Annotated in this window: 15 protein-coding genes; 8 read left to right on the top strand and 7 right to left on the bottom strand. The window is 69.3% G+C overall.

From position 1 onward, the window contains the following. Complete coding sequence (locus tag AC1DSA_RS01780; protein WP_477885430.1) at positions 1-591, top strand: SCO family protein; 591 nt, start codon at positions 1-3, stop codon at positions 589-591. 4 nt (positions 592-595) lie between these two features. Then, a complete protein-coding gene (locus AC1DSA_RS01775; RefSeq protein WP_477885428.1) occupies positions 596-1405 on the top strand; it encodes a DNA alkylation repair protein in 810 nt (269 codons plus the stop codon). Here AC1DSA_RS01775 and AC1DSA_RS01770 read toward each other — a convergent pair. From AC1DSA_RS01770 to AC1DSA_RS01760, 3 genes are all read right to left on the bottom strand, one after another. Next, on the bottom strand, positions 1402-3138 hold the full coding sequence (locus tag AC1DSA_RS01770; RefSeq protein WP_477885427.1) for a sensor domain-containing diguanylate cyclase: 1737 nt from the start codon (positions 3136-3138) through the stop codon (positions 1402-1404). The two genes, AC1DSA_RS01775 and AC1DSA_RS01770, sit on opposite strands and share 4 nt — an antisense overlap. Before the next feature lie 133 nt (positions 3139-3271). Beyond that, positions 3272-4207, bottom strand: coding sequence for an RNA polymerase sigma factor RpoH (gene rpoH, locus AC1DSA_RS01765; protein WP_477885425.1), 936 nt, complete (start codon positions 4205-4207; stop codon positions 3272-3274). Between the two features lie 138 nt (positions 4208-4345). Next, on the bottom strand, positions 4346-4807 hold the full coding sequence (locus tag AC1DSA_RS01760) for an Mpo1 family 2-hydroxy fatty acid dioxygenase (RefSeq protein ID WP_477885423.1): 462 nt from the start codon (positions 4805-4807) through the stop codon (positions 4346-4348). Between the two features lie 49 nt (positions 4808-4856). On the opposite strand from AC1DSA_RS01760, the gene cutA reads away from it, so the two are divergent. After that, a complete protein-coding gene (cutA, locus tag AC1DSA_RS01755) occupies positions 4857-5216 on the top strand; it encodes a divalent-cation tolerance protein CutA (protein WP_477885421.1) in 360 nt (119 codons plus the stop codon). Position 5217: 1 nt separating this feature from the next. Here cutA and ftsY read toward each other — a convergent pair whose 3' ends face one another. Further along, on the bottom strand, positions 5218-6357 hold the full coding sequence (gene ftsY, locus AC1DSA_RS01750; protein ID WP_477885419.1) for a signal recognition particle-docking protein FtsY: 1140 nt from the start codon (positions 6355-6357) through the stop codon (positions 5218-5220). A gap of 29 nt (positions 6358-6386) precedes the next feature. Between ftsY and AC1DSA_RS01745 the strand changes: the two genes are divergently transcribed. The 4 genes from AC1DSA_RS01745 (at position 6387) to coaD (ending at position 10511) form a co-directional block, all read left to right on the top strand. Then, positions 6387-7814 (top strand): M16 family metallopeptidase, encoded by a 1428-nt coding sequence (locus AC1DSA_RS01745; RefSeq protein WP_477885417.1) that lies wholly within the window; start codon positions 6387-6389, stop codon positions 7812-7814. 11 nt (positions 7815-7825) lie between these two features. Beyond that, positions 7826-9181: a M16 family metallopeptidase gene (locus AC1DSA_RS01740; protein ID WP_477885415.1), complete on the top strand. Its 1356-nt coding sequence runs from the start codon at positions 7826-7828 to the stop codon at positions 9179-9181. Positions 9182-9372: 191 nt separating this feature from the next. Beyond that, positions 9373-9960 carry a 16S rRNA (guanine(966)-N(2))-methyltransferase RsmD gene (rsmD, locus tag AC1DSA_RS01735; RefSeq protein ID WP_477885413.1) on the top strand — a complete coding sequence of 196 codons (588 nt, stop codon included), beginning with the start codon at positions 9373-9375 and terminating at the stop codon, positions 9958-9960. Positions 9961-10007: 47 nt separating this feature from the next. After that, positions 10008-10511, top strand: coding sequence for a pantetheine-phosphate adenylyltransferase (gene coaD, locus AC1DSA_RS01730; protein WP_477885411.1), 504 nt, complete (start codon positions 10008-10010; stop codon positions 10509-10511). Between the two features lie 7 nt (positions 10512-10518). On the opposite strand, the gene AC1DSA_RS01725 is transcribed toward coaD, so the two are convergent. Continuing rightward, positions 10519-11214: an alpha/beta fold hydrolase gene (locus AC1DSA_RS01725; protein WP_477885956.1), complete on the bottom strand. Its 696-nt coding sequence runs from the start codon at positions 11212-11214 to the stop codon at positions 10519-10521. Positions 11215-11302: 88 nt separating this feature from the next. Between AC1DSA_RS01725 and AC1DSA_RS01720 the strand changes: the two genes are divergently transcribed. After that, positions 11303-11977, top strand: coding sequence for a histidine phosphatase family protein (locus AC1DSA_RS01720; RefSeq protein ID WP_477885409.1), 675 nt, complete (start codon positions 11303-11305; stop codon positions 11975-11977). Here the strand turns inward: AC1DSA_RS01720 and AC1DSA_RS01715 are convergent. Both AC1DSA_RS01715 and AC1DSA_RS01710 read right to left on the bottom strand, forming a co-directional pair. Next, positions 11932-13269 carry a tetratricopeptide repeat protein gene (locus AC1DSA_RS01715; protein ID WP_477885407.1) on the bottom strand — a complete coding sequence of 446 codons (1338 nt, stop codon included), beginning with the start codon at positions 13267-13269 and terminating at the stop codon, positions 11932-11934. The genes AC1DSA_RS01720 and AC1DSA_RS01715 overlap by 46 nt on opposite strands. Beyond that, positions 13259-14671, bottom strand: a complete 1413-nt coding sequence (locus AC1DSA_RS01710; protein WP_477885405.1) for an amidase — start codon at positions 14669-14671, stop codon at positions 13259-13261. The genes AC1DSA_RS01715 and AC1DSA_RS01710 overlap by 11 nt, the downstream gene beginning before the upstream one ends. Positions 14672-14686 lie beyond the last annotated feature (15 nt).

Raw genomic sequence — 14686 nt, 5'->3', positions numbered from 1 at the left:
ATGCAGCGACGCACCGCACTCCTCACCCTGGCCGCGACCGCAGCAGTGGCGGCCGGCTGCGCACCCGAAGGCAAGCCGCAGTTCAAGGCGGTGGACATCACCGGCGCCGACTACGCGAAGGACTTCGCGCTGCCCGACACCGAGGGAAAGATGCGCAGCATCCGCGACTTCCAGGGCAAGGCGGTCGTGGTTTTCTTCGGCTACACGCAGTGCCCCGACGTCTGCCCCACCACCCTGACCGAGATCGCCGAGGCCAAGCGCCTGCTCGGCCCGGACGGCGCGCGCGTCCAGGGCATCCTGGTGACGGTGGACCCGGAGCGCGACAAGCCCGAACTGCTGAAGGCCTACGTGGCCAACTTCGGCCCGGATTTCATCGCGCTGCGCGGGTCGGCCGAGCAGACGGCGGCGATCGCCAAGGACTTCAAGGTGTTCTACCGCCGCGTCGAGGGCAAGGCGCCGGGCAGCTACTTCATGGAGCACACCGCGTCCAGCTACGTGTACGACCCGCAGGGCCGGCTGCGCCTGTACGCGCGCTACGGTGGCGGCGCGCAGGCGCTGGCTGACGACCTGAAGCTGCTGCTCAAGGGCTGATGCGATGGACCACCTGCTCGGACGCAAGGGTGCGGCGCGCATCGCCCTGATTCCGCAGGAGGTTCTCGCAGCGCTCAACGCCGGGCGCATTCCCACGGTCAACCTGAACGAGTTCCTGGCGCTCGACCTGCACCTGCTGACCACGCGGGTGGCGCAGGACATCGGGCTCGATGCCGCCGCAGAGCGCCTGCACGACACGCTGGCGATGCTGCCTGCCTTTGCACCGGTCAAGCGCCACCTGCATGTCGCCCGCGCGCTGTACGACCTGGCCGAAGTGCGCGCGGACCGCGACGACGTCGCCCACGCGCTGGCCACCCATCCGAGCGACGTCGCGCGTTCCTGGGCGGCGCAGTGGATCGCCTTCGCGCGCCTTCCCCTCGCGGACAAGCTCGCCTCGGTGTCGCGCTTCGCGGCCGACCCGCACTTCGGCGTGCGCGAGATGGCATGGATGGCGGTGCGCGACGAGATCGCGGGCGACGTCGATGGCGCCGTGCAGCTGCTGCAGCCCTGGGTGACGGATCCCAACCCCAACATCCGCCGCTTCGCGAGCGAGGCGACGCGTCCGCGCGGCGTGTGGTGCGCGCAGATCGAGACGCTCAAGGGCGAGCCCTGGCGCGGCCTGCCCTTGCTGGAGCCGCTGCGCGCCGACGACAGCCGCTACGTGCAGAACTCGGTGGCCAACTGGCTGAACGACGCCGCGAAGACGCGGCCGGACTGGGTGCAGGAGGTGTGCGCGCGCTGGAGCCGGGGACGCGTCGCGCCTGCCACGCAGTACATCGTGCGACGCGCGCAGCGCAGCTTCGCGGCCGGCTAGAAGTTCAGCGGGCGGATCAGTTTCCGCTCACCGTGGTTCATCTGGTCCAGGCCGTCCAGGGCCCAGCGCAGGCTGCCTTCGCCGTCGAGGTCGGGGACCGGCAACATCGCGGCGGTGACGTGGAACTTCAAGGTCAGGGCGGAGGGGAGCGACTCGATCTGCCGCAGTCCGTTGGCGACGAGCTGCTGTGCCCGCGAGGTCACGGCCGGCGGCAGCACCGGCGCCTCCAGCAGCACGGCGAACTCGCGCTCGCCGACGCGCGCGGCCATGTCGAAGTCGACGATGGTGCGGCGCAGGTGCGAGGCGGCGACCACCAGCGATTTCTCCGCCGCTTCCTGGCCGAACTCCTGCGCGATCGCCTCGAAGTTGGCAATGCGCACGCCCAGCAGCGCGCAGTGCTGCTTCTGGCCGCGCGCATGCGCGAGGCTGGAGTCGAGGCGCTCGACGAACGCCTGCCGGTGCGGCAGCCCGGTGAGCGCGTCCGTGCGCGACAACGCGCTGGCGCGCAGGTCGGCCTCGCGCCGGGCCATCAGGCGCAGGTTGAGCGCGTAGTACAGGATGGGCAGTTCCAGCGCCACGCCCAGGAACAGGCCGAAGCGGGTGAAGGCATTGGTGGGCAGCAAGCCAAAGCTGCGCGCGAGCGGCAGCAGCGCCAGCAGCAGCACCGGGGCGAAAGCCAGTGCCACCAGGGCGAGATGGCGGTCGCGCCCCTCCAGCCAGCCCCACACCAGCATGCTGGCGATCGCGATCAGCGACAGCCCGGTGAAGGACAGCACCAGCGTCATCGAACTCCAGCTGCTCAGGACCACGTGCACCGCGGTCGCGCCCAGCAGGGCGGCGATCAGTGCCCAGACGCCGAGGTCCAGGGCGCGGGAGATGCGGGCCGGGTCCGTCACCACTTTCACGAACCAGAGGGCCGCGGCGGTCGCGGCGCCGGGCCACAGCGACAGCAGCGTGCTGTTCAACACCTGGAATTCAGGCCACAGGTGCTGCGCGCCGATGCCCGCGCGTCCCAGCTGGCCGGCGCCGAGCATGCCGATGTACAGCGCGAAGGCGAGGAAGGCCTTGTCGCGGAACACCAGCCCGTTGGCCAGGGCCGCGAGACCGACCAGCCCGGTCAACCCGAAGTACGCGCCGAAGGCGAACTGCGCCCCCTCGCGGGAGCGGCGCAGGACGTCCTCGCGCATCAGCGTCAACGGGGCCACGAAGTCCGAGCGATCGTCTTCCACCCGCAGCCAGTAGCGCACGGGCCGCGCGCTGTCGTTCACGAGGCGGAAAGTGGGCAGGCGGCCGGGGACGGCCCAGTCGGAAACGGCGCTGCTGGTGCCCGCGTTCTGCATCACCCATGCGCCTGCGGCGTCACGGTGGAACATCTGCACCTTGTCGTGGAAGGGGGCGGCGACCTCGAGGTACCAGCGTTGGCCGACAGGCACCGAGGCATCGAAGCGGATCCAGAGCGCGCCGTCGTGCACCGGTCCCTGCGAATCGCGCCGGCGCGTGCGCCACGGAAGGGCGTCGATCTCGGCTTCCACCTGGTCGATGGAGCGTTCGCCCCGCAGGTCAAGCCAGTACACCGAGTTCCGGTTGAGATTGACGGAGCCCTGCAGTCCCAGCTGCAGCACGGGAGGCTGGTCCGCTTCGGCCGGTTCGTCGGCCACGGCGTGTTCCGCCCCCACAGCGGAGGCGATCAACAGCAGGATGGCGCCGGCGGCGCGCAGGACTCTCCTCCACATGGCCCTCATTGTTGCAGGGCAATGGATGAGCATGCACCTTTCCGGACCGTGAAAGTCCCTCGAACGGTGCCGATACAACACATGAAAAAAGCCCGGCAATGCCGGGCTTGTCATGTGGGATGCGCGAGAAGGGTCAGGCGTACGAGGCCAGCGCCTTCTTCATTTTCTTCATCGCCGCCACTTCGATCTGCCGGATGCGCTCCGCTGACACCCCGTACTCGGCGGCCAGTTCGTGCAGCGTCATGCCGCCGGAGCCGTCGTCGTTCACCTTGAGCCAGCGCTCTTCCACGATGCGGCGACTGCGGGGATCCAGCTGCTCCAGCGCATCGGCGATGCCCTGGCTGGCCATGGTGTCGCGCTGCCGGTTTTCCAGTTCGGCGGTCGGTTCGTGCGTGGCATCGGCCAGGTAGGCGATCGGGCCGAAGCCTTCCTCGCCGTCATCGGCCGGGCCCGGATCGAGCACCACGTCACCGCCCGACATGCGGGTCTCCATCTCGATGACTTCCTCGCGCTTGACGTTCAGCTCGCGCGCCATCACCTCGATCTGGGCGTCGGTCAGCGTGTCGCGGTGCGTTTCGGCATCGGCGTCGTCCTTGAACCCCTGCTTCATGGAGCGCAGGTTGAAGAACAGCTTGCGCTGGGCCTTGGTCGTGGCGACCTTGACCATGCGCCAGTTCTTCAGGATGTACTCATGGATCTCGGCACGGATCCAGTGCAGGGCGTAGCTGACCAGTCGCACGCCCTGGTTGGGGTCGAAGCGCTTGACGGCCTTCATCAGGCCGATGTTGCCTTCCTGGATCAGGTCGCCGTGGGGCAGGCCGTAGCCCAGGTACTTGCGCGAGACGGACACCACCAGCCGCAGGTGGGACAGCACCAGCTTCCCGGCGGCTTCCAGGTCGTTTTCGTCCCTGAACTTCTTCGCGAATTCGTGTTCTTCCTCCGGCGTCAGCATCGGCAGGCGGTTGACCGCCGAGATGTACGCGTCCAGGTTGCCCAGCGACGGAACGACAGCCCATGGATTGGCAACTGCCAACGCCGTGGTACCCGTGGTTCCAATGGTTGAGGACATACCGGAATCTCCTTTTCTCGTGAAATATTAGCACTCTGTTAGAGGGAGTGCTAAGCAAAGGGTTCCGTAGGCAGGGGGGCCGACTCGTCGTCGGCGCGGGCTTGCCGTGAGGAGCGTCGCTGCCCCGGGGAAGCTCGCTTACCAGCGAATGCCGAGCTTCAGGAACAGCTTGCTCAGCACGAAGATGGGTCCGATCCAGAGGTATTGCAAGTCTTCGAAAAACGAAGGCTTCTTGCCCTCCATCTTGTGCCCGACGAACTGGGCGATCCAGGCCGCGACGAAGATCGCCATGGAAATCATGAGTGCGCGCTCACCCATCGCGTATACAGCGGCCAGCATGAGGATGGAGGCCAAAGCCATCGTCACCAGCCACACCAGGGACAGCCGGGCGTAGTAGACCAGGCTGGCCAGCAGGAACCCATAGGCGACCCAGGGGTGCAGCGAGAACAGCAGCCCGACCAGGCTGACCATGATCAGCGGGATCGCGACGAAGTGAATCTTTTCGTTGCGTGGATCGCGGTGGCTTTCCCCGTAGTGGGCCAGCAGCTGGTCGATCTTGCGCGGCGAAGGCGCGGCGGTGGGCTCGGTCAGGGTCGACATGGAAGGCTCCCGGCGGCGGACAATTCGCGGATTCTGGGAGTCGCGCGCCATGCAAGACTGTAAAGATCTGGACATTCTGAGCGTCACCACCACCGTCGGCTCCCGCGCCGATGCGCTGGGGCTCTGCCATGCGATCCTGGAACGCCGGCTTGCCGCCTGCGTCCAGGTCGAGGAAGGGCTGACCTCGCTTTACCGCTGGCAGGGCCAGGACTGCGAGGACGCGGAGGTGCGCCTGACGATCAAGACCCTGCCAGGGTGCGCGGAGGCCCTGCAGGCCCTGTTCCGCGAGGCGCACCCGTACGAGGTTCCTCAGTTCCTCGCAGTCGGCATGCGGGCGAGTCCCGCCTATGCCGAATGGGCCCGCTCGGAGGTGCAGCTGCAGATCGGCGGTGAGCTCGACCCGGTCTGACTCACGACAGCAGCGCCAGGGCGAACTCGCGGGCCTTGAAGGTTTCGAGGTCCTCCAGTTTTTCGCCCACGCCGATGAAATAGACCGGCAAGGGTTTCTCCTGCGCGATGGCGGCCAGCACGCCGCCCTTGGCGGTGCCATCGAGCTTGGTGACGACCAGGCCCGTGAGCTGCAGGACGGCGTCGAAGGCCTTCACCTGCTGCAAGGCGTTCTGCCCCGTGTTGCCGTCGATCACCAGCAGAACTTCGTGCGGAGCGGTGGCGTCCGCCTTCGTCACCACGCGCTTGATCTTGCGCAGTTCCTCCATCAGGTGCTGCTGCGTGGGCAGGCGGCCCGCAGTGTCCACGATGACCACGTTCTTGCCCCGCGCCTTGCCGGCGCTGACCGCATCGAAGCTCACGGCCGCCGGATCGCCGCCCGCCTGGCTGACGATTTCCACCTTGTTGCGGTCGGCCCAGATGGCCAGCTGCTCCTTGGCGGCCGCGCGGAACGTGTCCGCCGCGGCCAGCAGCACGGTCTCGCCGGCATCGGCCAGGTGCTTGGTGAGCTTGCCGATGGAGGTGGTCTTGCCGGCGCCGTTGACGCCCGCGACCATGATCACGGTCGGCTGGTGTTCGCCGATGGTGAGCGGCTTTTCCAGCGGGCGCAGCAGCTGCGTGAGGGCGTCCACCAGGATGTTCTTGGCCTGCACGGGACGGGTCGCACCGGTCGCGGCCACCTTCTGCTTCACGGCGTTCAGCAGGAACTCGGTCGCACCCACCCCCGTGTCGGCCATCAGCAGGGCGGTTTCCAGCTCTTCATAGAGCGCATCGTCGATCTGCGCGCCGGTGAACACCTGGGAGATGCTGGAACCGGTCTTGCGCAGGCCGGCGGACAGGCGATCCATCCAGTTTTGCCGCTCGGGCTCCACCGCAGCTACGGTGGGAATCTCCATCGGTGCGACCAGCGCGCTCCCGATCAATCCGCCGCCGGCCGGCGCCGGCGCCGGCGCTGGGGAGGGGGTCTGTGCGGGTGCCGCCGTGGCGGCAGGCACCTGGGTCCGGGGCGGCACGGCCGCACTGCTGCCGGGGATGGGCGCCGGTGTCGCGGCGGGCGCAGGAGCGGGGGTCGGCGGCGGTTTTTTCCGAAAGAAGCTGAACATCAGGGAGGTTTCTAGAATCACACGATTCTATGAAACGTCACGTGCGCACGCGCTTCCTCCCTTTCCTCCTCATTTCCGCACTGGCGCTGCACCTCCTGCCGCCCGCCAATGCGCAGATAGCGGGCCCCGCACCCAACCAGGAAAAGCCGCTGCAGTACACGCTGCCCAACGGCCTGACCGTCATCGTGAAGCCGGATCGGCGGGCGCCGACCGCGGTGCACATGCTGTACGTGCGGGTAGGGGCCATGGACGAAGTGGACGGCACGACGGGCGTGGCCCACGTGCTCGAACACATGCTGTTCAAGGGAACGCCCACCACCAAGCCGGGCGAATTCTCCCGCCGGGTGGCGGCGCTGGGTGGGCGCGAGAACGCTTTCACCACGCGGGACAACACGGGCTACTTCCAGCAGATCCCGGCGGGCAAGCTGGAGGACGTCATCAAGCTCGAATCCGACCGCTTCGCGCACAACCAGTGGCCGGACGACGAATTCAAGCGCGAGCTCGAGGTGGTCAAGGAGGAACGGCGCCTGCGCACCGACGACAACCCGCGCTCGCAGCTGTACGAGCAGCTCAGCGCGGTCGCCTACCAGGCCTCGCCGTACCGCCGCCCCGTGGTTGGCTGGATGAGCGACCTGGACGCGATGACGCCGCAGGACGCACGCGACTTCTACCGTCGCTGGTACGTGCCGGCCAATGCGGCGGTCGTCATTGCGGGCGACGTGGATCCGGTGCAGGTCAAGCGGCTGGTCGACAAGTACTACGGCAGCATCCCGGCGCGCGCCGTGCCGCCACGCAAGCCGCGCGAGGAACCGGCGCAAAACGGTATCCGGCGTCTCGAGTTCAAGGCCCCGGCCGACCAGTCCTACGTGACGCTCGCCTTCAAGGCCCCGCAGCTGCGCTCGTTCGACCGCACGCCGGAGAACGACGACGCGCTGGCGCTCACCGTGCTGGCCGCGGTGCTCGATGGCTATGAGGGCGCCCGCCTGGACCGGGCACTCACCCAGGGCGCCGACCGCGTCGCGGACAGCGTCGACGCAGGCAACGGCCTGTGGGGACGGGGTCCCCAGGTGTTCACGCTGAGCGGCGTGCCGGCCGCCGGCAAGACGCCCGAGCAGGTGGAGGCGGCGCTGCGCGAGCAGGTGGCCCGCGTCGCCCGCGAAGGCGTGACCGACAGCGAACTGCAGCGGGTGAAGACACGCTGGATCGCCGGCGAGATCTACAAGCTGGATTCCGTGATGGGCCAGGCGCGCGAACTGGGCAGCGGCTGGGTGATCGGCCTGCCGATCGACGCCGACGATCGCCTGATGGCGCGGCTGCGCGAAGTGACCGCCGAACAGGTGAAGTCGGTCGCCGCGCGCTATTTCGGCGACGAGCAGCTCACCGTGGGCATCCTGCGGCCGCTGCCGGTCGATCCCAACCGCAAGCCCCGCCAACCGGCCGTGCCGGTGCGCCATTGAAAGAACACCGCATGTTTTTCTCCTCATTCCTTGCGCGCGGCGCCGCGGTCGCCGCGCTGGCCCTGAGTTGTTCGGTTCCCGCGCTGGCTGCCCTGCCCATCCAGAAATGGCAGCAGCCCAGCGGCGCCCAGGTGTGGCTGGTGGAGAGCGCCAGCCTGCCCATCCTCGACGTCGAAATCGATTTCGATGCCGGTGAACGCCGCGATCCCGCCGACAAGGCCGGGCTCGCGGGCGTTACCGCCAGCATGACCTCCAAAGGCCTCCTGGCGCGCAATGGCGAGCCGGCGCTCGACGAGAACCAGCTCGGTGAAGCCTGGGCGGACCTGGGCGCCGGCTTCGGCGCCGGCGCCGGCCAGGACCGCATGAACTTCACCCTGCGCACGCTCACCTACCCGGACCTGCTGCAAAAGGCGGTGGCGCTGGGCGCCCGCCAGCTGGGCGAGCCGTCATTCCCGGACAACGTGTGGCAGCGCGACCGCCAACGCATGGTGGCGTCCCTGCGCGAGGCGAACACGCGTCCGGCGACCATCGCGGCGCGCACCTTCAACCAGGCGGTGTTCGGCTCCCACCCCTACGGCTACGACACAAGCGAAGAATCGCTGGCGCGCATCAGCGTGCAGGACATGCGCGAGTTCTACCGGGTGGTGCAGCCCTGCCGCGCCAAGGTCAGCGTGGTGGGCGCCGTGAGCCGGGCGCAGGCCGACCAGATCGTCACGACGTTGTTGTCGCGGCTGCCCGCCGGTGCCTGCCAGCCGCTGCCAGCGGTGGGCGAGGTGGCGCCGCTCACCGCCGCGGTGGAGCGCAATGTGCCCTTCGCCTCCGCCCAGGCGCACGTGTTCATCGGGCAGCCTGGCTACAAGCGGGCCGACCCCGACTACTTCCCGCTGCTGGTGGGCAACTACATCCTGGGCGGCGGCGGCTTCGTGTCGCGCCTGGCCGAGGAGGTGCGGCAAAAGCGCGGGCTGAGCTACAGCGTCTACAGCTACTTCGCGCCCGGCCTGCATGCGGGCGCCTTCACGCTGGGCCTGCAGACCCGGCCCGACCAGGCGGCGCAGGCCGTCCAGGTGTCGCGCGACGTGCTGCGGCGTTTCGTCGCCGAAGGACCCACCGAAACGGAGATGAAGGCCGCCAAGGACTTCATGGTCGGCGGCTTCGCCCTGCGCATCGACAGCAACCGCAAGCTGCTGGAGAACCTCTCCAACATCGCCTGGTACGACCTGCCCCTGGACTACCTGGACACCTGGACGCGGCAGGTGGAGAAGGTCACTGCCGCCGAAGTGAAAGCCGCCTTCGCCCGCAAGGTGCAGCCGGACCGGATGGTCACCGTGGTGGTCGGCGGTGCCGCCGCCGCCGCCAACGGGCAGTAAGCGATTCCCTGAAGGCCGACCCCTGTCAACTTTGACAGGGGTGGCCGTGCGCGCGCCCCGGTCGGCCTGAACAATGGCTTCGCGCTGTCACGCGTCTGGCGCGAGCCAGGGAGAGTCTGCACAGGGAGAGCGTGGGGCATGGCCGGGCGCCATGCCCCTTTTTTTGTGCGGTGCCCGGGTAAGCTCCCGGCATGCCCCGCCCCGCATCCCCGGCCCGCCGCGGCCTTCCGAACCAGGTCCGCATCATCGGCGGCCTGTGGAAACGCACCCCGCTGCCGGTGGCCGACCGGCCCGGGCTGCGTCCCACGCCGGACCGGGTGCGCGAAACCCTCTTCAACTGGCTGGGCCAGGACCTCACCGGCTGGCGCTGCGTGGACGCCTTCGCCGGCACTGGCGCCCTCGGCCTCGAGGCAGCCTCCCGCGGGGCGGCGGACGTGCTCCTGGTGGAAGCGGAAGGAGCGCTGGTGGACCAGCTGCGGGCCGTCGTGCAACGGCTCGATGCCCGCAACGTGCGCGTGCAGCGGGGCGATGGACTGCGCGCTCTCGCCGGCCTGCCGGCGGCTGGCACGGACCTGGTGTTCCTGGATCCCCCCTTCGAGGCCGACCTGTTCGACAAGGCGCTGGCCGCGGCGCGGCCTGCCCTCAGCGCGGAGGGCTTCCTCTACCTGGAGGCACCGGCCGAATGGAGCGGCGAGGCGCTGGCCCGCCACCGGCTGGAACGGGTGCGCCACATGAAGGCCGGGGCCGTCCACGGGCACCTGCTTCGCCCGGCTGCATAATCCGGCGCAGCAAACCTGCCCGCCTGCGCTGGCGACGAGGAGACCCCATGGCCCAAGACGTCATCGCCGTCTATCCCGGCACCTTCGATCCGATGACCCTGGGCCACGAGGACGTGGTGCGCCGCGCGTGCCAGCTGTTCGGGCGCCTCATCGTCGCGGTGGCCGCGGGGCACCACAAGAAGTCGCTCTTCACCATGCAGGAGCGCATCGACATGGCCCGGGAAGCGCTGCGTGCCTACCCGACGGTGACCGTGGAAGGCTTCAGCGGGCTGGTGCGGGATTTCGTCGTCGCGCGGGGCGGCAAGGCCATGGTGCGCGGCGTGCGCGCGGTGACCGACTTCGACTACGAATTCCAGCTGGCCGGCATGAACCGGCACCTGATGCCGGACGTCGAGACGGTGTTCCTCACGCCCAGCGACAAGTACCAGTTCATCAGCAGCACCTTCGTGCGCGAGATCGCCGTGCTGGGCGGGGAGGTGCACCAGTTCGTGTCGCCCTCCGTGCAGCAGCGGCTGGTGGAAAAGGTGCGCAGCCTCGGCCGCGACGGCTAGCAGGCTGCTAGCCCGGCAGGCCGTCCAACCAGGTCGCCAGCGCCGCATTCACCAGGGCGGGCTGCTCCATGGTCAGCATGTGCCCGCAGCGGGGCACCATCATCAGCTGCGCCGTCGTCACCAGTTGCGCGATTTCCCGCGACCGTTCCGGCGGCGTCAATCGGTCGGCCTCCCCGCACAGGACCAGCACGGGGCACCGCAGCCGCGGCAAGTGGGGGCGAGCATCGGGGCGTGCGATGACGGCGCGGTTTTGCCGGATCAACTGGTCGGCGCCGGCCGCGAGCACGAAGTCCAGGTAGGTGGCGCCCAGTGCCTGCGCATGGTCCGGATGGAACGCCATGGCGATGTTGGGGGCGATCACCTCGCGGGCGCGACCCTGTGCGAAGAGTTCGATCGCCGATTCGCGCAGTGCGGTCATTTCCGGGCTGTCGGGGCGGGCGTCGGTGCCAAGGAGCGCGAGTCCGCGCACCTGGTCGGGCGCCTGCCGCGCGGCCTCCATGGCGATCATCCCGCCCATGGAGGCGCCGCACAGGATCAGGGGCCCGGCGTGCCGGCGCAGCAGCGCCGCCGCCATGGCCGGGATGCTGTCTTCGTGCGTGTGCACGTCGGTGACCACCGGTTGCCAGCGCGCGAGCGCGGCGAGCTGGTCGCGCCACATCGCGCGGTCGCCGGCCAGGCCCGGCAGGAAAACCAGTGTTGCCATGAGGATGAAAAAGCAGGGCTTCGCGGGTAAAGCGCATTCTGCCTGCGCTCCCGGGCCGGGATAATCGAGCGACAAGGGAGTGGGGCGCATGACGGAACTGCTGCTGATCCGGCACGGCGAGACGGACATGAACCGGGAGCTGCGCTTCCAGGGCCAGGTCAACGTCGGCCTCAATTCCATCGGCCACGAGCAGGCCCGGCGGGTGGCGGCGCGCATGGCGGGCGAGAAGGCCGATGCGTTCTACGTCAGCGACCTGCTGCGCGCGCGCCAGACCGCCGATCCCATCTCCGGGCAACTTTCAATGAAACCGGTCTTCGAAAAGGGCCTGCGCGAGCAGCACTTCGGCCGCGTCGACGGCATGCGCGTCGAAGACATCCAGCGGGACCACCCGGATGCCTGGGCCGGCTGGCTGCGCTTCGACGAGGACTTCGCGATGCCGCAGGGCGAGTCCACGCGCAGCTTCCACGGGCGCGTGATGGAGGCAGTGCAGCGCGTGGTCGCGGCGCACCCGCAGCAGACGGTGGTGGTGGTCACGCACGGGGGCGTGCTGGACATGATCTACCGCACCGCGCGCTCGCTAGGCCTGAACGGTCCGCGGCAGAGCGACATCCCCAACGCCGGCCTCAATCGCATCCGCGTGCGCGAGGGCGCGATGGAAATCCTGGCCTGGGCGGACACGCGGCACCTGGCGGACCTGCCGCCGCAGCCGGTCTACGATCAGAAGAAGCTGGTCGCCAGGCCGGACAAACCCAGCGCGGCATAGAGCTTCGCGGCCTGGCGCTTCAGGCGTTTCGACTCGGGTTGCGCGCGAAGCTGCGGCTGCAGCAGGTTCTGCGCACCGGCGAGACGGCCGCTGCGGATCAATGCGTCGAGGTGCATCTGCGCGAACAGGTCGCGCTGCGCATGGCTGCCGCCGATCTCCACGAGTTGGGGCAGGGCGAAACCCAGCGCATCGACCGCCGTTTTCCACTCGCCGGTGGCGTGCGCCAGCACGCCGCGCCCTGCGGGCACGCACACACGCTGCCACACCTGCGCATCGTCGCCGCGACGCTGCTGGGCGTGCAGCTCGATGCTCGCCATCCAGCCATGCGCCTCCTCGATCCGGCCCGCGCGGGCGAGGCCGTAGAGGTACTGCAGGTCGAGGAAAGGCAGCACGTGGTCGTACGACCGATGCCCAAGGTGCAGCGCCACGTCCTGCCAGCGCGTGCCGACGTCGATCCCGGCGAGTTCGGCGCGCGCCAGCAGGGAGATCGCATTGATCTGGTCCTGGCTGTAGTCCTTCGCCTCGCCCCAAACGTGCCGGTCGTGGATCGCCAGCACTTCGTCCGCGAGGTCCAACTCCAGCGCGAACAATGCCTGGTGCCACCAGTTGTGCGTCACCATGAAGGAGTTGAGTCCGGTCCAGGTGGCACTCACGTCCTGCAGGAACGCATGGCCTTCATTCAGGCGGCCGCGCGTGAGCATCACGTGCGCCAGCGCGTGATGCGCCCAAGGCTCCTTGCGCCGCAGGGCGATCGCCTGGCGCGCGCTGGCCTCGGCCTCCTCCAGGAAGTGGCACTGCTCCCAGGCGAAGGCCAGCATGCCGTGCAGGTAGGCGACATCTCTGGCCGCCGGCAGGGCCGTCAGCGCCAGGCGCAGCATGCCCGGCGAGTCGCCCCGATTGAACAGGTGGTACTGGCCGAGCTTGAGGGAGACCATGTCGCGCGGGTGGGCGAGCGCCTGTTCCTCGTGCAGCGCGATCGCGCGCGTCACGTCGCCTTCGACCCAGGCAGACACCGCGGCGATGAAGCGCTGCTCCCGCTGGTTCGCCCGCATCTCGCCCGCGCGGGCGCGCTCGATGAAGGGCCGTGCATTCGCCGGGGCCTCCCGCGACTCGGCGAACATGTGCAGCGCGGCGCAGCAGGCCTGGATGATCGGGCTGTCGTCCCCCTCGGCACGCAGGATGTCGGCCGCGCGGGCCTCGCTGGCGATGAAGCCCTCGACGAAATCGTTCAGCGCGGGGAGGCTGGCCTCGCTGGCGAGCGTGACGGGATTGCCGAGCGCATCAGTCCACATGGTGCACGGCTTCCGAGGGCGGCTGCGGCCACGGCCGCTGCGGTTCCCGGATCTGCTCGAAGGCGCGCGCCACCTGCAGCACGCCCAGGTCGTCGAAACGCTTGCCCGCGATCTGCAGGCCGATGGGCAAACCGTCGGCCGTGTAGCCGCAATTGATCGAGGCCGCCGGCTGCTCCGACATGTTGAAGGGCACGGTGAAGCCGATGTGCTCCAGGGGCCGCAACGGATCGTTGGTGGGCGAAGGCAGCTCCGCGCGGAAGGCGGGCACCGGCGACACCGGGGAGAGCACGTAGTCGAAGGGCCGACAGGCGTTGACCGTCGCGACGCGCGTGAGATGGAACTGGTGGAAAGCGCGGAACACTGCTTCGCCGGTCATCCCCGCCGCGCTGTCGGCCCAGTGCTGGATGTAGGACAGCACGCGCGCCTTGACGTCGGGGTGCAGCGCACGCATGTCCACGTGCGAGCGCATGCGCCAGAAGTGGTCCATGCCGTCGAGCATGGCCTGGGTCATGAAGGGCTTCATGGGCGCCACCACGGCGCCGGCGCGCTCGAACTGCTGCGCGGCACGTTGCACCGCCGCGCGCACCTCGGGCTCCACGGCAAGGCCGCAACCGGCATCCAGCAACAAGCCGATGCGCAGCCCGTGCAGGCGGTCCGCGCCGGCCTCGAAACGGTCCCAGGCGATGTCCTGCGGCGGCAGGTTCATGCTGTCGCGGTCGTCCGGCCGCGCGAGGACGTCCATGAACAGGGCCGCGTCCGCGACGGTGCGCGTCATAGGCCCGGCCGCGCGGCCCATGTAGGGAGGATCGATGGGGATGCGACCCAGGCTCGGCTTCAGCGTGAAGATGCCGCACCAGCCCGCGGGCAGACGCAGCGAGCCGCCGATGTCGGTGCCGATGTGCAGCGGACCGTAGCCAGCCGCGGCGGCCGCAGCCGCGCCCGCGCTGGAGCCGCCCGGCGTGCGGGAACGGTCCCAGGGATTGCGCGCCAGCTTGTGGAAGCTCGAAAGGCCGGAAGACAGCATGCCGTAGTCGGGCATGGTGGTCTTGGCGAGCAGGATGCCCCCATGCTCGCGCACGCGCGCTGCCGGCGGGGCGTCGGCCGGCGCCGCCACCAGTTCCATGGCCGCCGTGCCGAGCGGGGTCGGATCCCCCCGCGTCGCGATGTTGTCCTTGATGGTGACCGGAACGCCGTCGATCAGGCCCAGCGGCTGGCCGGCGCGCCAGCGTGCTTCGCTGGCCCGCGCCTGTTCCAGCACTTGCTCCGGCCGCAGCAGGTACAGCGCCTGCAACGCGTGTTCCCAGCGTTCGACGTGCCCCAGAACGCTGCGCGCCACTTCCACCGGCGAGAGTTCGCGCCGGCGGTACCGGGAGACGAGCTCAGGCGCCGACAGTTCGTGCAAGGCCTCCGGCACGGC

Source organism: Ramlibacter sp. P4_H7 (assembly GCF_056400765.1).
Note: the sequence above shows the minus strand (reverse complement) of the source record. Positions and strands in the feature narration are given on the sequence as shown.